Origin of the sequence: Variovorax sp. (assembly GCF_965279555.1) — a bacterium.
Lineage (GTDB): Bacteria > Pseudomonadota > Gammaproteobacteria > Burkholderiales > Burkholderiaceae_C > Variovorax.
In genome coordinates, this window is the sequence record NZ_OZ257247.1 from 3,223,487 (window position 1) to 3,241,318 (window position 17,832).

Consider the following 17,832-nt stretch of genomic DNA (forward strand, 5'->3'; position numbering starts at 1 on the left):
ATCAGATGTCTTTCGCGAGCCGCAGCCCCGAGAACTGCCAGCGCGCCGCCGGCGGAAAGAAGTTGCGATAGCTGGGCCGCGTGTGCCCGGCCGGGGTGGCTACGCTGCCGCCGCGCAACACCAGTTGCCCCACCATGAACTTGCCGTTGTATTCCGCCGCGATGCCGGGCATCGGCCGGAAGCCGGGATATGGGTCGTACGACGAACGCGTCCACTGCCAGACGTGTCCGGTCATCTGCGTGATGCCGGGAGCGTCGTACGCGGCCTCCCATTCGAACTCTGTAGGCAGCCGTGCGCCGGCCCATTCGGCATACGCGGCGGCTTCGTAGAAACTGAGCTGCGACACGGGCGCATCGGCCTCCATCGGCCGCACGCCATGCAGGCCGAACACATTCCAGCCGGCGGAAGGCCCTTGCGTTTGCTGCAGGCCGAAGCCCAGCCGCGGATCGTCGGGCGCGAGCCAGTACGCCGGATGGCGCCAGCAGTTCGCCTGCACAGCCGCCCATCCGTCGGACAGCCAAAGCTCGGGCCGCTGGTAGCCGCCGTCGGCAATGAACTGCGCGAAGTCGCCGCAGTTCACAAGCCGGTCGGCAATGGCATGCGGCTGCACCAAGGCCTGGTGGCGCGGTGTCTCGTTGTCGAAAGAAAACTCACGGCCGCCAAAGCCCACCTCGACCAGACCGCCGCGCTGTTCGATCCAGCGCATGGCGGGCGGCACGGCGGCCAGCCGCAGCGCCGGCCCGCTCGCGGTCTTGTAGGCGGGCAGCATCGGGTTGCATGACAGCGCATGCAGGATGTCGGTGAGCAGCAGCTCCTGGTGCTGCTGCTCGTGGTTCAGCCCGAGCGTGACGATGGGCTCGATGGCCGCCCAATCGCCGCCGCCCTCTTCGAGCAGCGCGACCACTGCCTCGTCGACATGCCTGCGGTACGCATGCACCTCGTCCACCGAAGGCCGCGTCAGCAGGCCGCGCTGCGGGCGCGGATGGCGCGGGCCGAGCGCCTCGTAGTAGGAGTTGAAAAGATAATGAAAACGCCTGTCGAAAGGCTGGTAGCCCGTTGCATGCGGCTGCAGCAGCACCGTCTCGAAGAACCACGTGGTGTGCGCGAGGTGCCACTTGGTCGGGCTCGCGTCAGGCATCGACTGGATGCACTGGTCTTCGGCGGAGAGCGGGGCGGCAAGCGCCAGGCTGGTGGCGCGCACCTCGCGGAACTTGTCGCGCAATGCGCTCGCCGCTTGTGTGATCGGCCGGGAAAGCGTCATGGGGTCTCCAGTCGGGTCAGCCGCACTTTGTAGCCCATTCGCGTGAAGAAAGCGCGTAGGACAAAACGCCGCGGGCTCGCAGCCGAAAAATCGGCGGACAGGCACTGTGGCACAAGACGCAAGGGCTTGCATGGCGGGCTGCGTATCATCCGTCGAATGCAAACGACCAACCCATCGGGCAGGCCGCGAATCGTCATCGTCGGCTGCGGATTCGGCGGACTCGAAGCGGCGCGCAAGCTCCAGCACGCGGACGTCGACGTAACGGTCATCGACAAGACCAACCATCACCTGTTCCAGCCCCTGCTCTACCAGGTGGCGACCGCCGGGCTCGCGGCACCGTCGATCGCTGCGCCGGTGCGCGCCCTCTTCCGCAAGCAGCCGCGCATCACCACGCTGCTGGGAGAGGTGACCGGCATCGACCCCGCCGCGCGCAAGGTGCAGCTGTCCAACGGCGACAGCGTGCCCTACGACCACCTGATCGTCGCGGCCGGCGCCACGCACAGCTACTTCGGCAACGACCAGTGGGCGCCCGTGGCACCGGGCCTGAAGACGCTGGCCGATGCCTTCGAGATCCGCCGCCGCGTGCTGCTGTCGTTCGAGACGGCCGAGATCACCACCGACCCGGACCGCCGCCGCGCACTGCTCACCTTCGTGGTGATCGGCGCCGGGCCGACCGGCGTAGAGATGGCAGGCACGCTGGCCGAGATCGCCAAGCACACGCTGTCGGGCGAGTTCCGCCACATCGACCCCGCCAGCGCGCAGGTGCTGCTGGTCGAGGGCGGCCCGCGCGTGCTGCAGGCCATGCCCGAGTCATTGAGCCAGAAAGCGCTGGAGCAGCTGGAGAAGCTGGGCGTCGAGGTGCGGCTGAACGCCCGCGTCACCGCCATCGACCCCACGGGCCTCGAAGTGCAGACCGGCGGCGGCGCAGGCGGCGCGCCCGCGGCCAGCTACCGAATCGATAGCAGCTGCGTGGTGTGGGCCGCCGGTGTCGCTGCCTCGCCGCTGGGGCGCATGCTGGGCGCCGCCACCGGCGTCGAATGCGACCGCGCGGGCCGCATCAAGGTCGAGCCCGACCTGAGCCTGGCGGGTTACCCATCGATCAGCGTGGTCGGCGACCTTGCCGCCGCCATGAGCCACGCGCCCGGCAAGCCGCCGAAGCCGGTGCCCGGCGTGTCGCCCGGCGCCAAGCAGATGGGGCGCGCGGCGGCGGCCAACATTCTGCGCCGCATCGCGGGCCAGCCGACGTTGCCGTTCCGCTATGCCGACTACGGCAACCTGGCCACCATCGGACGCAACTCGGCCGTGGTCGACCTGGGCACGCCCTTCGGTCCGTTGCGCTTCAGCGGCCGCCTGGCGTGGCTGTTCTGGCTGTTCGCGCACGCCTACTTCCTGATCGGCTTTCGCAACCGCATCGTCGTGATGATGGACTGGGCCGGCGCCTACTGGAGCTTCCAGCGCAATGCGCGCGTGGTGGCCGACGTGCAGGGCAAGGGCGAATCCTGAGGCGGACGCCGCGATGTGAGGCGCCCGGGCCGCGTGCCAGGCGCTGTCATTGCCATGTCATGGCGCTTGCACTCAATGCGGGCTTCACAAGGAGCACGCCATGCAAGTGAAGGTCCATCACAACGGCGACGACGCGTTCATCGCCTGGAAACCCGAAGGCTTCATCAAGGACTGCCGGGGCTTCGCGCTCATGCGGCGTCGCAACGGCGTCGAGGAAGTGGTCAGCACCTGGGTCGGCTTCGCCGATGAAAAGCAGAAAGACGGCGATCGCCGCGCATCCACCAACTGGCCGATCCAGAAGTACCAGTGGACCGACTACATGGCCCATCCCGGCGACCGCCTGCAGTACCGCGTGGTGCCGATGGTCGGCCCCGACCGCAAGAACCTGCGCGCCGACAGCAACGACGCTAGCGGCTGGACCGACGAGATCGTGCTGAACCACGAGGTCTCGCCCAAGATCGAGGCCTATTTCAACCGCGGCATCGTGGCTTCGCAGTGGGTGTCGCGGCGGCTCGGCATCACGGCCGAAGACCTGAAGACGAAGAAACTGCGCAAAGTCATCGAGACGCCCGGCGATCTCTTCCGCGCGTACCTCATGGGTCCGCTGGGAGAACGCCTGTTCGAGCTGCTGGCCAAGGCCGCGAGCGACAAGCGCGACGTGTACGCGGCCCTCTACGAGCTGGACGACGAGGCGCTGGAAACCGCCTTGGAGAAATTCCGCAAGCACGCGCACGTGGTGCTGGCCAACGGCAGCGTGAAGAAGAAAGGCGAAGACCAGAACGCCGCCGCCCGCGAACGGCTCGCCGCGAAGATCGACCTGCACGACCGCATGGTGTCGCCGCGCGCACTGGGGCACAACAAATTCCTCGTCATCTGCGACGAAGAACAGAAGCCGCGCTGGGTGTGGACCGGCAGCCAGAACTGGACCAAGACCGGCCTTTGCACGCAGGCCAACAATTCGCTGCTGCTCGACGACTTCGAGCTGGCCCGCGAGTACCGCAAGCAGTGGGACCTTCTCAAGGAAGCAGGCGACCAGACACCGCAGGAACTGAAAGACGAGAACAGCCGGCCGCGCGCCACCAAGGTCGGCCCCGCGCCCACGCGCCTGTGGTTCACGCCCACAGTGGGCCAGGTCGACCTGGAAGAGGCCCGCGCCATCGTGCAGGGTGCACGGCAGGCCGTGCTGTTCCTGATGTTCAACCCCGGCCCGGCCGACACGCTGCTCAACGAAATCATCGACACCGCGCGTGCAGGCGACGGCGAGCACCGGCTCTACATCAAGGGCGTGATCAACCAGGACCCGAGCACCACCGCCCACCCCGTCGAGCTGTTCGACCAGGCCAACTCCGAGAAGGCCGACTTCGACGTGGTGCTGCCCGCCGCCATCGACGCGCAGACGAAGTGGTTCTGCCGCGAACTGAAGAAGCTGCCTGGCACCTTTGCCATGGTGCACAGCAAAGTCGTGCTGGTCGACCCATTCTCCGACCATCCGGTGCTGCTGACCGGCTCGCACAACCTGGGCCCCAAGGCCAGCGGCACCAACGACGAGAACCTGCTGATCGTGCGCGACGCACCGGGGCTGGCCTCGGCGTACGCTACGAACATCATGTCGATCTACAACCAGTACCGCTGGCGCTTCCGGCGCGCGGTGCAGAAGCCGTCGAAGCAATGGAAGGGGCTGGAGGACGGCGACAGCTGGCAGAAGGGCTACCTCAAGCCCGGTGGCGCGGCGTTGCGCGAGATCGATTTCTGGGTCGGCGCCTGATTGCTTCGGCTCAGAAGAAAAAGCCGTGGTGCCGCGAGTCGCGCTCGCTGCGGCGCCACTCCCACGGCGGCGTCGGCCTCGGGTCGGCCCACAGGCCCAGGCGCTTGCCTCTGGCCCTGGCCTCCAGCTTGAAGAGGCCGCCGCCGCGCCTGGTGGCGAGCTTGTTGTAGTCGTAGACCCAGGCCCAGCCTTCGGACACCATGCGGCTGCCGACGTCCTCGCCGTTGCAGCTGACGTCGGCCACGGTGCGGCCGTAGCGGTCGGTGTCGACTTCGGTGATGAGCGCGATCTCGCTGAAGCACAGGTTGCCGAGCGCCTGGCGGCTGCGCTGGCCGTAGGGCTGCGCTTTCTCGGGTGCGTCGATGGCCGCGATGCGCACCCTCACGCGTTCGTAGGCGCCGATGCGGCCGCAGCGCGCGGTGAGCGTGTCGCCGTCGCTGATGCCCACGACGAGGCAGGAACGCGGGGCGGCTTGGGTCAGGAGGGGAAAGAAAGCAAGAAGGAAGGAGAGCAGCAGCGCGCGCGAATGCATGAAGAAGCGGGAGATAGGCAGAATGCGGGACCGATCGAGGCTAAGTGATCCGCTCGCCGGAACTGGTCGGTACACAGACTTTTTCTTTTGAACCACGTTTCGAAGGAGAGCACGCACCATGCAAGAACCCACCCAGGACGACTGGTTCCTCGCGGCCAACGACGCATGGGACGCCGGCGCGCACAAGAAGGCTCTCTCGCTCTTCCTCAAGGCCGCGGCGGCGGGCGAGACCCACGCGCTCAACAGCGTCGGCTATTTCCTCGACCACGGCATCGGCGTGAAGAAGAACCCCGCTGCCGCACGCGACTGGTATCGCAAAGCCGCCAAGGCAGGCGACGTGGCGGGCTGCGCCAACCTCGCCATCTGCTATCGCGACGAAGGCAACTTCCGCTGGGCGCGCTTCTGGTTCGAGAAAGCCTATGCGCAAGGCGACGGCGACGCGGCACTGGAGCTGGGCCGGCTCTTCCTGTGGGAAGGGCCGAACCAGAACCGGCACAAGGTGGTCGACTACCTGGGCAAGGCGGTGGCCTCGCAGTCCATCACGCCGAACGGACGCACCGAGGCGGGGGCGCTGCTGAAGTCTCTGGGCCTCACAAAGTAAGGCCCGCTCCGCTCACTTCGCGCGGCTCTCGTCTTCCTGCAGCAGCCGCCACATCACCTTGCCGCTGCCGCTCTTGGGCAGCGCATCCACGAACTGCACCTTGCGCGGGATCTTGTAGACCGCCATGTTCTCGCGGCACCAGTCGATGATCTGCTGCTCTGTCGTGTCCTTGTGCGTGGCGCGCAGCACCACCACCGCCTTGACCGATTCGCCGCGGTAGTCGTCCTTGGTCGAGATGACGCAGGCCTCCTGGATGGCGGGATGGCGGAACATCAGCAGTTCGACCTCGGCCGGCCACACCTTGAAGCCGCTGGCGTTGATCATCCGCTTCAGGCGGTCGGTGATGAAGAAATAGCCGTCCTCGTCCATGCGGCCCATGTCGCCCGAGCGGAAGAAGCGCTTGCCCTCGAACTCGACGAAGGCCGCCGCCGTGGCATCAGGCCGTTTCCAGTAGCCCTGGAACACCTCCGGGCCGTGGATGATGATTTCGCCCGATTCGCCGATGGGCATTTCGGCCAGCGTGTCGGGGTCGACCACCCGCGCGTCGGTGCTCATGAACGGAATGCCCAGGCACTGCTGCTTGGGGTGGTCCGACGGGTTGGTGTGCGAGGGCGCGGCGGTCTCGGTCAGGCCGTAGCCTTCCTGGTACTTCAGCCCGTACTGCTCCAGCAGCCGCTGTGCAACTGCCTGCGGCATGGCCGCGCCGCCGCCGCCGATGTAGGTCATGCTCGAGAGGTCGTAGCTCGCGAAGTTGGGGCTGGCCATGAGGTCGATGACCATGGTCGGGATGTTGGTCCAGGCAGTGACCTTCCAGCGCGAGATGAGCCGGCCGGCCACGTCGCGGTCCCATCGCGGCATGATGATCAGCGTGGCTGCCGCCAGGATGGCGGTGTGCATCATGCTGACCACGCCGGTGATGTGGAACATGGGCACCACCGCCAGCACCACCGTCTCGGAGGTCGAGCCGCCCCAGAGCTGGCCGGCCACCGCGTTGTGCATCAGGCTCGAATGGTGATGCACGCAGCCCTTGGGCAGGCCGGTGGTGCCGCTGGTGTAGGGCAGCAGCGCCATGTCGTTGGCGCCCACCACATGCGCGGGCGCCGGATGGCCGGCGGCCAGCACGTCGGTCCAGGCCAGGGCCTGGCCGCCGGCCAGCGCGGGCAGCGGATGGCGGGTGGTGAGCCATTCCTTCCAGGCGGGTGCCGGGGCGTCCTCGCCCGACACGTCGGCGTCGAAGGCGTCGGTGAACTGGGTCACGATCATGTGCGAAAGCCGCTGCTCGGGCGGCAGCGCGTCGCTGGCCTTGGCAAGCTCGGGCGCGAGGTCGCCGGTGATGATCGCCACCTTGGCGTCGGGGTCGATGATGTAGTGCTTGAGTTCCTCGGCCCGGTTCATCGGGTTGACCGGCACCACCACCGCGTTGGCGCGCAGGATCGCGAAATGCGCGATCACCAGCTGCGGGCAGTTCTGCATGTCAAGGATCACGCGGTCGCCGCGCTTCACACCCAGCGCATGCAGCGCGCCTGCCAGGCGCTCGGCCTGGTCGGCGAATTCACGGTAGCTGAGCACACGGCCGAAGAACACGAGCGCCGGCTTTTCCGGGTAGCGGGCGGCGGAGGTGGCCAGGTTGTGCCAGAGCGAGGTGGCGGGGACGGTGATCGAATGCGGAAGGCGTTTGGGCCAGAACTTGTAATGCGGGCGTTGTTGCATGGTGAGAACAGGCGGGGAAAGCAGAAGGGAGAAGAAAAAGCGGCTGCACGCAGCCTAAGCCGCCAATGGCGCCGCTCCCATCGGGGAAGCCCGCGGGGCGTCGCCTAGGTGACGCCAATTTTTCTGACACCGCTGGAACGCACGCATGCGCCATGCGACTACAGACAACGCACCCGCCATCGGCGATACCTGCCCTTCCCCCCACCCACCGCACCAAGGAGTCGACATGGCAGCAGACAAGCACGCAAGCGTTCACTGGGAAGGCGCCGGCAAGACCGGCAAGGGCCTGGTCAGCACCGAGACCGGCGCACTCAAGGACTACCCCTACGGCTTCGCAAGCCGCTTCGAGGACGACAAGCGCGGCACCAACCCCGAGGAAATCGTCGGCGCGGCCCACGCGGCCTGCCTCACGATGGCCTTTGCCTTCGCGCTCGAAAAAGAAGGCTTCACCGCCACGAAGATCGACACCAAAGCCGCAGTGCGGCTGGCCAAGGACGGCGAGGGCTTCAAGATCGACCGCATCGCGCTCGAACTCGACGCCGCCGTGCCGAAGCTCGACGAAGCGAAGTTCCAGCAGATCGCGGCCGCAGCCAAGGCCGGCTGCCCGCTGTCGAAGGCGCTGGCGAGCGTGCCCGAAATCACGCTGAAGGCCACGCTGGCCGGCTGACCGGGCTGCCTATGATCGTCTCCCTGCAAACAAGAAGAGGAGACGGATCATGAACAAGCCCATCCGGACCGCCCTGGCGGTCCTTTCTTTCGGCCTCGGCACCGCCGCGCTGGCCGCCTACCCCGACAAGCCGATCAAGCTCGTCATCGGCTTTCCGGCCGGCGGCCCGCTCGACCAGCATGCGCGCCTGCTGACAGACAAGCTGCAGGCCGTGCTCGGCCAGCCGCTGATCGTCGACTACAAGCCGGGCGCCGGCGGCTCGGTAGGCGCCGACGCGGTCGCCAAGAGCCCCGCCGACGGCTACACGCTGATGCTCGCCAACACCGGCGTGGCGGTGATCAACGGCGCGCTCTACAGCAAGCTGCCCTACAACACGCAACGCGACTTCGTGCCGATCGCGCGCACCGCGATGCAACCGCTGGCGCTGCTGGTCACGCCCAGGCTGCCGGTGCAGGACCTCAAGCAGTTCGTCGACTACGCCAAGGCGCGGCCCGGCCAGGTCAACTACGGTTCGGCCGGCAACGGCGGCATCAGCCACCTGGTGCCCGAGATGTTCAAGACCGCGACCGGCATCTTCATGGTGCACATTCCCTACCGCGGCAGCGCCCCGGCGTTCACCGACCTGATGGGCGGGCAGGTGCAGTTCATGGCCGAATCGATTCCGCAGGCGGCCAACTATCACAAGCAGGGCAAGGTGCGCGCGCTGGCCGTGACCAGCCGCGAACGCAACCCCGCCCTGCCCGACGTGCCGACCGTGATCGAGTCGGGCGTCAAGGGCTTCGAGGTGGTTGGCTTCTACGGCTTCCTCGCCCCGAAAGACACGCCGAAAGACGTGGTCGCCAGGCTCAGCGACGCCTTCAAGCAGGTGCTGAACAACCCCGAGGTGCGCGACCGCATGGTCAGCCAGGGCGCCGACCCGGCCTACCTGGGCAGCGAGGACTTCGCGCGTTTCCTGGCAACGGAAACGCCACGCTGGGAAAAGGCGGTGAAGGCGTCCGGCGCGCGGATGGACTGACCGCCGGCCGGTCCGGTTGCGCGCCTGCGCCAACACCGGCGCCAACTTTTTTGCGATTGCCTTGGCCGATGCGCAGGCGCGTCGGCCGCGCATTGCCAAGTCTCTTGGATATAGTGCCGCACCTTGTCGCGTGGAGGGCGACCTGCGTCGCCGGAGACGACAAGGGCAACGCAATCAAACGGGAGGAATCGCGCAATGCGCACACATCAAGACCACACCGGCTTCGGCCGCCGCATCGCAGCCCTGGCTTGTTTCACGGCCATGTCTTTCTCGGCCGGCGCCGCCGACACGGCGCCCGACCTCGATGCCGCGAAGACGGCGCTCACGGCATTCGCGCAATGCGATGCGTCGTTTTTCACCTTGCTGGGTCAGAAGCCCCAGCTATTCGGGTCAGGCATCGAAATCGCCATGAACGGCACGGTGGCCGCCCCCACGGTGGCCGATCCACGGTCGGAGAAAGGACAGCGGCAGTCCTTCGCTCGGCCGATCGACGTGGCAGGCCTGCGCCTGCTCGCTTGGCGCAACGAGGTGAGCTACGACGCGACGATGGGCGCATTTCTCTGGTGGGGCTTCGACGTCGAGGGTACGCCCGACAAGGCCGCGGACGCACTCAACCGTCTTCTGCAGCCAGCCCAGCGTGTCGTGAAGACAGGCGCCGAATGGGCTCGCGCGGAAAACCGCCGGATCGGCGATCCCATGGACGCATGGCGCCGTGGTGGACAGTCCGGATCCGTGGCGCAGAAGGGCACGGTCGAGCGCGTGCTGCTCATCGAAGCCGACGAGGCGCCCGGCCGGACCAAGGTCTCCTGCGCCTTGCAAGGCTCCGTCACGCCGCCCTTGCTGGAACGCGTGCGTCCCGACCTTCCAACGTCGCTGCAGCAATGAGCAAAGCCGTCATCAGACTCGTCCTGGCCGCCGCGCTGGGCCTGGCCATCGCGGGCTGCGCGTCGGTGCCCCTCACGGGCCAAGGCGCGTGCCGGGTCGCCGGCAACCTGCCACTGACCGCCGACAAGACCGCATATGCCCAACCAGACAAGGCCTTGGCGCTCTGGACCCGTTGTGTAGATAGCGGACCGCAAACCGCGATCCTGAAAGGCCTAGCGCTGAAAATGCGCAGCCTGGTGAGAGGACAGCTCAAACAATACGGCGAGGCCATTCAAGACCTCGAAGCATCGCAGCGCCTGATGCCACCCCGCGAGAGCTGGGACTTCATGACTCTCGCGTCACTGTACAGAGATGCAGGACAACCCGAAAAGGCACTCGAACTGCTGCGCAAGATGCAGGACCAGCGGCTTGGCCTTGCGGGCATGGCGCCCTACTACCACCTGGGCCGGACCTTGAGCGAGCTCAAGCAATGGCCCGAAGCGACCGAAGCCTTCACCGAAGGCCTCAGCTATCAGCCGACCTATGTGTGGGCCTACATGTACCGCGCCCTCGCATACGACGCTCAGGGGAGGCGAGAACTGGCCAGGAAGGACCTCGAACGCGCCAAAGAATTGCTGGGCACCGAAGTCAAGCCTGGCGATCGTGCGCGGTGGCTCGTCTCGCTGGGACAACCGCCCTTTGATGCACTACTTCCCCGGTATGGCTTCGACCGCGCGACCTTCATGCCGGACAGCCTTCAGCAAGATGAGTGAACGACATCGGCCCCTACACGACGCAGCGCAAGGCGAACCGAAGTCCTGCACGCCGTAGCGGGTCGAGCCACAGCCTCTTTTTGGTGCACACGCCTTGCATACCAGTTGGCACAGAAGCTGCTGGTATGCAGGCCTATGGCCATTTCCGCATCCGAAATCAGTGCACGCATCGTTGAAGCGGTGATGGCGCAGAAGCTCGCGCCGGGTTCGCGCCTGGGCGAGCAGCAATTGGCGATGCTGTTCGACTGCAGCCGCACCATCGTGCGCGAGGCCCTCACCCGGCTGGCGGCGCGCGGCATCGTCACGGTGAGCGCGCGGCGCGGCTGGTTCGTCATCGAGCCTTCGCAGGACGAGGCGCGCGAAGCCTTCGAGGCGCGGCGCGTCATCGAACTGGGGCTCATTCGGAGCGCAGGCAGCGCGGGCCGCACCGGGAAGATCGAGAAGACCGCCCTGCGCCAGTTGAAGGCGCACCTGCAGCGTGAAAAAGCCGCACTGAAAGAGAGCGACGTCGGCAACCGCAGCTTCCTGCTCGGCGACTTCCACGTGTGCCTGGCCGAATGCCTGGGCAACACGCTGCTGGCCGACACGCTGCGCGACTACACCGCGCGCACCACGCTGATCGCGATGCTCTACCAGTCCACGCACGACGCGGTTCAGTCGTGCGAAGACCATGTGCAGATCGTCGCGGCGCTGGAGCGCGGCGACCACGCCGCCGCCGAGGCGCTGATGGCAGAGCACATCGGCACGGTGCAGTCGGCCCTGCGCGTGCAGGCGCCCACCGACCCGCTCGCGCAGCTGCGCGATGCGCTGGCGCCGTTGCACAACACCAATGCCGTCCCGGCGCCAAAGGCCAAAAAGCGCCGCAAGGCCGCCGACGCCGCGTCCCCCGATTCAGATTCTTCGACTTACCTAGGAGCCTTGCTATGACCTTCTCTGCATCCAAACGTCACCTCGCCCTTGCGCTTGCTTCAGTCGCCATGCTGGCTTCGGCCGGCGGCGCGTACGCCCAGAACGCACTCGACAACGTGCTCAAGGCCAAGACCATCAAGATCGCCGTGCCCACCGACTACCCGCCCTACGGCTCGGTCGACAAGAACATGAAGCCGCAAGGCCTCGACGTGGAAATGGCCGAGCTCATCGCCGCCAAGCTGGGCGTGAAGGTCGAGCTGGTGCCCGTGACCAGCGCCAACCGCATTCCCTACCTGCAGACCCGCAAGGCCGACCTGGTGATTTCCACGCTCGGCAAGAACCCGGAGCGCGAGAAGGTGATCGACTTCTCTTCCGCCTACGCGCCGTTCTTCCAGGCCGTGTACGCCGCCAAGAGCATGAAGCTGGCCAGCTTCGCCGACATGGCGGGCAAGACCGTTGCCGTGACGCGCGGCGCGATGGAAGACCAGGAGCTGAACAAGGTGGCGCCGCCGAACGTCGACTACCGCCGCTTCGAGGACAACAACGCGACCATCGCCGCCTTCGTGGCCGGCCAGACGCAAACCATTGCAACCAGCGCGGCGGTCGCCGGCGACATGCTCGCCAAGAACCCCAAGGTGAGCGCAGAGTTCAAGCTGCTGCTCAAGGACAGCCCCTGCTTCGTCGGCATCGCCAAGGGCGAGACCGCGTTGAAGACCAAGGTCAACGAGATCATCGCCGCCGCCAAGAAGGACGGCACGCTGGACGCCATGTCGAAGAAGTGGCTCGGCAAAGCCGCAGGCGACCTGCCCGTCTGAATAGGCACTCCCCCATGCTTCGCGCACTTCGTGTCGCTGCGCACACCCCCTCGCCGGGGGCAACGCCTGCGGCCCGGCGAAGCCGGTTCCGCGGCGTTCCACGAACAGACTGACCTATGAACATCGAGTTTGATTTCGGTGCGGTGCTCTCCGAGTGGCCGCTGCTGCTGCGCGGCGTGGCGTGGACCATCGGCCTCACGGCCGTGGGCACCGTGCTGGGCATGATCGTCGGCACCTTCTGCGCCTGGGCGCGCGCGAACGGGGCGGCATGGCTGCGCATCGCCGTGGGCACGTATGTGGAGCTGATCCGCAACACGCCCTTCATCGTGCAGCTGTTCTTCATCTTCTTCGGGCTGCCGGCGGCGGGGGTCAAGCTCTCGCCGGAGGTGGCTTCGGTGATCGCGATGGTCATGAACCTCGGCGCCTATTCCACAGAGATCATCCGCGCCGGCATCGAGGCCACGCCCAAGGGGCAGATCGAAGCCGCGGTGAGCCTGGCGCTGAGCAAGTCGCAAGTGTTCCTGCGCGTGGTGCTGCCGCCGGCGCTGAAGAAGGTGTGGCCCGCGATGGTGAGCCAGATCGTCATCGTGATGCTGGGCTCCGCCGTGTGCGGCCAGATCTCGACCGAGGAGCTGAGCTACGCCGCCAACCTCATCCAGAGCCGCAACTTCCGCGCCTTCGAGGCCTTCATCGTCGCCACGCTCATCTATCTCGCGCTGTCGGTCGCGTTGCGCCGGCTGCTCGACTGGGCGGGGCCGAAGTTCTTCTTCGGCCGCTGACCGAATACGGGGCCCTTCACCATGGTCGATTTTTCTCTCTGGGACATCCTGCGCAACCTGCTGATGGCGTTGCGCTGGACCGTCGTGCTGTCGCTCATCGCCTTCATCGGCGGCGGCATCGTGGGGGCGCTGCTGCTGTTCCTGCGGCTGCGCGGCGGCAGGTTCGCGAACCAGGCCGTGGGCCTCTACGTGCAGCTCTTCCAGGGCACGCCGCTGCTGATGCAGCTTTTCCTGGCCTACTTCGGCATTGCGCTGTTCGGCATCGATGTGTCGGCATGGACCGCCGCCAGCGTGGCGCTCACGCTCTACACCAGCGCCTTCCTTGCAGAGATCTGGCGCGGCTGCGTGGCTTCCATCCCCAAGGGCCAGTGGGAAGCCTCGGGAAGCCTGGCGCTGAGCTTCGGCGAGCAGATGCGCCACGTGATCCTTCCGCAGGCGGTGAAGATCGCCATCGCGCCCACGGTCGGCTTCCTGGTGCAGGTCATCAAGGGCACGGCGCTGGCCTCGGTGATCGGCTTCGTCGAGCTCACCAAGGCCGGCAGCATGATTTCGAACGCCACCTTCAAGCCCTTCGTGGTGTTCAGCTGCGTGGCCCTGCTTTATTTCGTGCTGTGCTTCCCGGTGAGCCTGTACGCCAAGACCCTCGAGAGGAAAACCCATGGCCGCCGTGCTTGAACCGCAACAACAGCCCGCCACCTCGGTGGGGGCGCCCATCGTGCGCATCACCGCGCTGCGCAAGTCCTACGGCACCAACGAGGTGCTCAAGGGCATCGACCTCGACGTGAAGCGCGGCGAGGTGATCGCCATCATCGGCAAGAGCGGCTCGGGCAAGAGCACGCTGCTGCGTTGCATCAACGGGCTCGAGGTGTTCCAGGAAGGATCGCTCACCGTCGACGGCAAGCCGCTGCTGCATGAAAGCGCCATGGCCATGCGCGAGCTGCGCCAGCGCGTGGGCATGATCTTCCAGAGCTTCAACCTGTTCCCGCACCTCACGGTCGGCAAGAACGTGATGCTCGCGCCCACGCTGGTGAAGAAGCGTGCCGGTCTCGAAGCCGCCTCGCAGGCGCGCAAGCTGCTCACGCGCGTGGGCCTGGCCGAGAAGTTCGACGCCATGCCCGACCAGCTCTCCGGCGGCCAGCAGCAGCGCGTGGCCATCGCCCGCGCGCTGGCGATGGAGCCGGCCGTGCTGCTGTGCGACGAGATCACGTCGGCGCTCGACCCCGAACTGGTGGGCGAGGTGCTGCGCGTGGTGGAGTCGCTGGCCGACGAGGGCATGACGCTGCTGATGGTGACGCACGAGATGAGCTTCGCGCGCAAGGTCAGCGACCGCGTGATCTTCATGCACCAGGGCCGCGTGCACGAGATGGGGCCGCCGGCGGAGCTGTTCGGCAACCCGCAGACGGCCGAGCTGAAGCAGTTCCTGTCGTCGCTGCATGACTGACTGAGGGCGCCACCATGGGCTATCCTCTGCCCATGGCCTGCCTGCACATCGCGTCGATTATTCGCACCATCCGAGAGATGGTGGGTTAGCGCGCGGTTCTTCTACAGACTTCACGCCATGCAACCCGCCCCACGAGGCGGGTTTTTTGTCTCCTGGGGTTTTCTTCAAGACCACGACAGGAGATAGAACGATGTCATTGAACGCCACCCGCCCCGTCCTTCGTCCCGTGCTTCACATGGTCTGCGGCAAGATCGCCGCGGGCAAGTCGACCCTCACCCAGCGCCTGGCCGCCGAGCCCGCCACGGTGCTCATCAGCGAAGACGCCTGGCTCGCCGCGCTGTACCCGGGCGAGATCCGCGAGCTGCCCGACTACGTGCGCGCATCCGGCCGGCTGAAGGCGGCCATGGCCGACCACGTGGCTGCCCTGCTTGCGGCCGGCGTGTCGGTGGTGCTCGACTTTCCCGCCAACACCGTCGCCAACCGGGCCTGGGCGCGCGGAATCTTCGAGAAGGCCGGCGCGGCACACCGGCTGCATTTTCTCGATGTGCCCGACGAGGTTTGCAAGCAGCGGCTGCGGGCGCGCAATGCCTCGGGCACGCATGCCTTCGAGACCTCGGACGCCCAGTTCGAGCTGATCAGCAGCCACTTCGTGCCGCCCGCGCCGGACGAAGGCTTCGAGGTGATGCGGCATGCATGAGCCGCTAAGCTCGGCCCCCATGCAGATCGAGCAAGCCCTCCCCGAGGAAGCCGCCACCGTGGCGGGCGTATTGAATGAAGCCGCGCAATGGATCGCAGCCGAAGGCCGCCCGCTGTGGACGGCCACCGACATCGCACCCGAGCGCATCCGGCGCGACACCGAAGCCGGCAGCTACTTCATCGCACGCAAGAACGGTGAGGTGGCCGGCGTCGTCAGGCTCGACCTCGAAGACCCGCACTTCTGGCCCGAGATCGAAAGCGGGAGTTCGGTGTTCGTGCACAAGCTGGCGGTGCGCAGGGCGTGGGCCGGGCAAGGCGTGCCGATCGCGCTGCTGGGCTTTGCGCGCGAGCGTGCGCGCGGGCTCGGCCGGCCCTGGTTGCGGCTCGACTGCGTGGCCGACCGGGCACCGCTTCGCAGGTTGTACGAGGGATTCGGGTTCTCGCTGCACAGCGAGGTTCGCAAGCAGAGCGGTGTCTTCGCGCGCTATGAGCTGCCGCTCGGCGGCGGGTAGTGCCCACAGTCGCGCATTTAACTACAAAGCGTTAATTGATCGAAGAAACGAGCGTGCCGGCAACATTCCTTGGCTGGGAACGTTTTGGCCTGTGGCAAGCTCGGCGAGGTATGCACATCCGCTCTTCTGTCCCCCTCACTACCCGCCGCCGGATGCTGCGCGCGCTGCTGGGCGCCGCGGCCCTGCAGGCGCCGTTCGCGGCGCTGGCCGGCTTCAACTTCTTCACCAGCGAATACACCGCCACGCGCGACGAGCTGCAGGCGCAGATCGCCAAGCGCTTTCCGGTGGCCGAGCGCTACGCGGAGATCTTCATGGTCGGCCTGCGCGATCCGCAACTGGGCCTTGACGCGCGCAGCAACCGCGCGGCCATCACGGCCACGCTGACCATCGCGAGCCCCCTGCTGGCCGCCTCGCCGGTGCAGGGCTTGGTGTCGGTCAGCAGCGCGCTGAAGTACGACGCCGCCACGCGCGCGCTGCGGCTCGACCAGCCCAAGGCCGAGCGGCTCGAGCTGCAAGGCGTGGAGGGGCGCGACGCCGAACGGCTGCAGAAGGTCGGCGCGGTGGTCGCGCAGGAACTGCTGCAAGGCCAGGTGCTGCGCAGCTTCACGGCGGACGAACTGACGGTCGGGCGCAAGACCTACGAAATCGGCGACATCACCGTGTCGGACAACGGCATCAAGGTGCAACTCAAATGAAGATGAAATTCACGCTCCTCGCCGCCACCGCGCTGCTCGCCGCCGGCTGCGCGGCCATCATGCCCACGGCCAGGCAGCATTTCGACCTCGAAGCCCATCGAGGCGGCCGGGGCCTGGCGCCGGAGAACACGCTGGCCGCGTTCGACAACGCCATCGACCTGGGCGTGACCACGCTGGAACTCGACATCGGGCTCACGGCCGACGGCGTGGTCGTGATCTCGCACGACACCTCGCTCAACCCCGACCACACCCGAGACGCCAGCGGCGCCTGGCTGGCGCCCAGGAGCGGCGCGGCGATCCGCTCGCTCACGCTGGCACAGCTGCAGACCTACGACGTGGGCCGGCTGAACCCGTCGAGCAACTACGGCAAGCAGTTCGCGCTGCAGCAGCCGCGCGACGGCGAACGCATTCCGACGCTGGCCTCGCTGTTCGAGCGGGTGCAGGCACGCGGCGCCAATGCGGCCACGGTGCGCTTCAACATCGAGACCAAGATCGATCCGGCCAAGCCCGGCGAAACCGCTGCGCCGGAGCCGATGGTGCGCGCACTGCTGGCCGAGATCGACAAGGCGAAGATGGCGGGCCGGGTGACCGTGCAGAGCTTCGACTGGCGCACGCTGGCGCTGGTCGGCCAGCTCGCGCCGCAATTGCCGCGCGCCTACCTCACCACGCCGCGCACGCTGCAGGACCCCCGCTGGACCGCGGGCCTGGCACTTTCGAGCTTCGCCTCGGTGCCGCAGATGGTCAAGGCCGCGTCGGCCAACGGAACCGGCCCGGTGATCTGGTCGCCGGCCTATGCCGACCTGTCGCCCGCCGTCATCAAGGAGGCGCAGAAGCTCGGCATGACCGTGCTGCCCTGGACAGTGAACCAGCGCGCCGACATGCAGCGGCTGATGGACTGGGGCGCCGACGGCATCATCACCGACTACCCCGACATGCTGCGCGACCTGATGCGCGAACGCGGCCTGGCCCTGCCGCCACCCGGAAAGGCCACGCCATGAGCCGCGAACTCGCCGCGGCCCAGCTCGACGCCCTGGCCGCGCGCATCGCGGCGCTGAGCGGCGGCGGTGGCGGCTTCGTCACCGCGCTGTCGAACGATGCACGCGGCAGCGCCGAACTGCTTGCCGCGCTGCCGCCCCGCTACGGCGAGGTGCTGCTGAACCTGCTCGACCGGCGCGAGTCGAGCGCGCTCTTCAGCGAGGAAAGCTGCTCGTTCAGCCAGAAGGACCTGCTCGACAACCTGCAGGTGTGGGCCGACAAGGCCCGGGGCCAGCTGGTGGCATAAGTCGCCGGTTTA

The 17,832-nt window shown here is 67.1% G+C and carries 20 protein-coding genes; 17 read left to right on the forward strand and 3 right to left on the reverse strand.

The window, feature by feature from the left end; all coding sequences use genetic code 11:
- Position 1 precedes the first annotated feature (1 nt).
- Positions 2 to 1,261, reverse strand: a complete 1,260-nt coding sequence (gene egtB, locus ACQY8B_RS15330; RefSeq protein ID WP_422087486.1) for an ergothioneine biosynthesis protein EgtB — start codon at positions 1,259 to 1,261, stop codon at positions 2 to 4.
- Positions 1,262 to 1,417: 156 nt separating this feature from the next.
- On the opposite strand from egtB, the gene ACQY8B_RS15335 reads away from it, so the two are divergent.
- Together ACQY8B_RS15335 and ACQY8B_RS15340 are read left to right on the forward strand one after the other, a co-directional pair.
- The gene (locus ACQY8B_RS15335; protein ID WP_422087487.1) at positions 1,418 to 2,764 is read left to right on the forward strand and encodes an NAD(P)/FAD-dependent oxidoreductase; all 1,347 of its coding nucleotides are present in this window, start codon (positions 1,418 to 1,420) and stop codon (positions 2,762 to 2,764) included.
- A 100-nt stretch (positions 2,765 to 2,864) separates the two neighbouring features.
- Complete coding sequence (locus ACQY8B_RS15340; RefSeq protein WP_422087488.1) at positions 2,865 to 4,529, forward strand: phospholipase D-like domain-containing protein; 1,665 nt, start codon at positions 2,865 to 2,867, stop codon at positions 4,527 to 4,529.
- 10 nt (positions 4,530 to 4,539) lie between these two features.
- Here ACQY8B_RS15340 and ACQY8B_RS15345 read toward each other — a convergent pair whose 3' ends face one another.
- Positions 4,540 to 5,061: a thermonuclease family protein gene (locus ACQY8B_RS15345; protein WP_422087489.1), complete on the reverse strand. Its 522-nt coding sequence runs from the start codon at positions 5,059 to 5,061 to the stop codon at positions 4,540 to 4,542.
- A 118-nt stretch (positions 5,062 to 5,179) separates the two neighbouring features.
- Here ACQY8B_RS15345 and ACQY8B_RS15350 point away from each other — a divergent pair, with 118 nt between their 5' ends.
- A complete protein-coding gene (locus ACQY8B_RS15350) occupies positions 5,180 to 5,662 on the forward strand; it encodes a tetratricopeptide repeat protein (RefSeq protein ID WP_422087490.1) in 483 nt (160 codons plus the stop codon).
- Between the two features lie 12 nt (positions 5,663 to 5,674).
- Here ACQY8B_RS15350 and ACQY8B_RS15355 read toward each other — a convergent pair whose 3' ends face one another.
- On the reverse strand, positions 5,675 to 7,372 hold the full coding sequence (locus ACQY8B_RS15355) for a long-chain fatty acid--CoA ligase (RefSeq protein WP_422087491.1): 1,698 nt from the start codon (positions 7,370 to 7,372) through the stop codon (positions 5,675 to 5,677).
- Between the two features lie 226 nt (positions 7,373 to 7,598).
- Between ACQY8B_RS15355 and ACQY8B_RS15360 the strand changes: the two genes are divergently transcribed.
- From ACQY8B_RS15360 to ACQY8B_RS15425, 14 genes are all read left to right on the forward strand, one after another.
- Positions 7,599 to 8,039 (forward strand): OsmC family protein, encoded by a 441-nt coding sequence (locus tag ACQY8B_RS15360; RefSeq protein ID WP_422087492.1) that lies wholly within the window; start codon positions 7,599 to 7,601, stop codon positions 8,037 to 8,039.
- Between the two features lie 49 nt (positions 8,040 to 8,088).
- Positions 8,089 to 9,054, forward strand: a complete 966-nt coding sequence (locus tag ACQY8B_RS15365) for a Bug family tripartite tricarboxylate transporter substrate binding protein (protein ID WP_422087493.1) — start codon at positions 8,089 to 8,091, stop codon at positions 9,052 to 9,054.
- Between the two features lie 195 nt (positions 9,055 to 9,249).
- Positions 9,250 to 9,939 carry a hypothetical protein gene (locus tag ACQY8B_RS15370; protein ID WP_422087494.1) on the forward strand — a complete coding sequence of 230 codons (690 nt, stop codon included), beginning with the start codon at positions 9,250 to 9,252 and terminating at the stop codon, positions 9,937 to 9,939.
- Entirely contained in the window at positions 9,936 to 10,691 is a 756-nt protein-coding gene (locus tag ACQY8B_RS15375) for a tetratricopeptide repeat protein (RefSeq protein ID WP_422087495.1), read from the forward strand. The genes ACQY8B_RS15370 and ACQY8B_RS15375 overlap by 4 nt, the downstream gene beginning before the upstream one ends.
- Positions 10,692 to 10,826: 135 nt before the next feature.
- Entirely contained in the window at positions 10,827 to 11,618 is a 792-nt protein-coding gene (locus tag ACQY8B_RS15380) for a GntR family transcriptional regulator (RefSeq protein WP_422087496.1), read from the forward strand.
- Complete coding sequence (locus ACQY8B_RS15385) at positions 11,615 to 12,415, forward strand: transporter substrate-binding domain-containing protein (protein ID WP_422087497.1); 801 nt, start codon at positions 11,615 to 11,617, stop codon at positions 12,413 to 12,415. The genes ACQY8B_RS15380 and ACQY8B_RS15385 overlap by 4 nt, the downstream gene beginning before the upstream one ends.
- A gap of 116 nt (positions 12,416 to 12,531) precedes the next feature.
- Entirely contained in the window at positions 12,532 to 13,194 is a 663-nt protein-coding gene (locus tag ACQY8B_RS15390; protein WP_422087498.1) for an amino acid ABC transporter permease, read from the forward strand.
- A 21-nt stretch (positions 13,195 to 13,215) separates the two neighbouring features.
- Positions 13,216 to 13,869 carry an amino acid ABC transporter permease gene (locus ACQY8B_RS15395; protein ID WP_422087499.1) on the forward strand — a complete coding sequence of 218 codons (654 nt, stop codon included), beginning with the start codon at positions 13,216 to 13,218 and terminating at the stop codon, positions 13,867 to 13,869.
- Positions 13,853 to 14,635, forward strand: a complete 783-nt coding sequence (locus ACQY8B_RS15400) for an amino acid ABC transporter ATP-binding protein (protein ID WP_422087500.1) — start codon at positions 13,853 to 13,855, stop codon at positions 14,633 to 14,635. Before ACQY8B_RS15395 ends, ACQY8B_RS15400 begins: the two co-directional genes overlap by 17 nt.
- Before the next feature lie 190 nt (positions 14,636 to 14,825).
- Positions 14,826 to 15,332, forward strand: a complete 507-nt coding sequence (locus ACQY8B_RS15405) for an AAA family ATPase (protein WP_422087501.1) — start codon at positions 14,826 to 14,828, stop codon at positions 15,330 to 15,332.
- Positions 15,333 to 15,351: 19 nt separating this feature from the next.
- On the forward strand, positions 15,352 to 15,843 hold the full coding sequence (locus ACQY8B_RS15410; RefSeq protein WP_422087502.1) for a GNAT family N-acetyltransferase: 492 nt from the start codon (positions 15,352 to 15,354) through the stop codon (positions 15,841 to 15,843).
- A 152-nt stretch (positions 15,844 to 15,995) separates the two neighbouring features.
- On the forward strand, positions 15,996 to 16,538 hold the full coding sequence (locus tag ACQY8B_RS15415; protein ID WP_422087503.1) for a DUF1439 domain-containing protein: 543 nt from the start codon (positions 15,996 to 15,998) through the stop codon (positions 16,536 to 16,538).
- A 2-nt stretch (positions 16,539 to 16,540) separates the two neighbouring features.
- Complete coding sequence (locus ACQY8B_RS15420) at positions 16,541 to 17,536, forward strand: glycerophosphodiester phosphodiesterase (protein WP_422089058.1); 996 nt, start codon at positions 16,541 to 16,543, stop codon at positions 17,534 to 17,536.
- The gene (locus tag ACQY8B_RS15425) at positions 17,533 to 17,820 is read left to right on the forward strand and encodes a hypothetical protein (RefSeq protein ID WP_422087504.1); all 288 of its coding nucleotides are present in this window, start codon (positions 17,533 to 17,535) and stop codon (positions 17,818 to 17,820) included. Before ACQY8B_RS15420 ends, ACQY8B_RS15425 begins: the two co-directional genes overlap by 4 nt.
- The last annotated feature ends 12 nt before the right edge of the window (positions 17,821 to 17,832 follow it).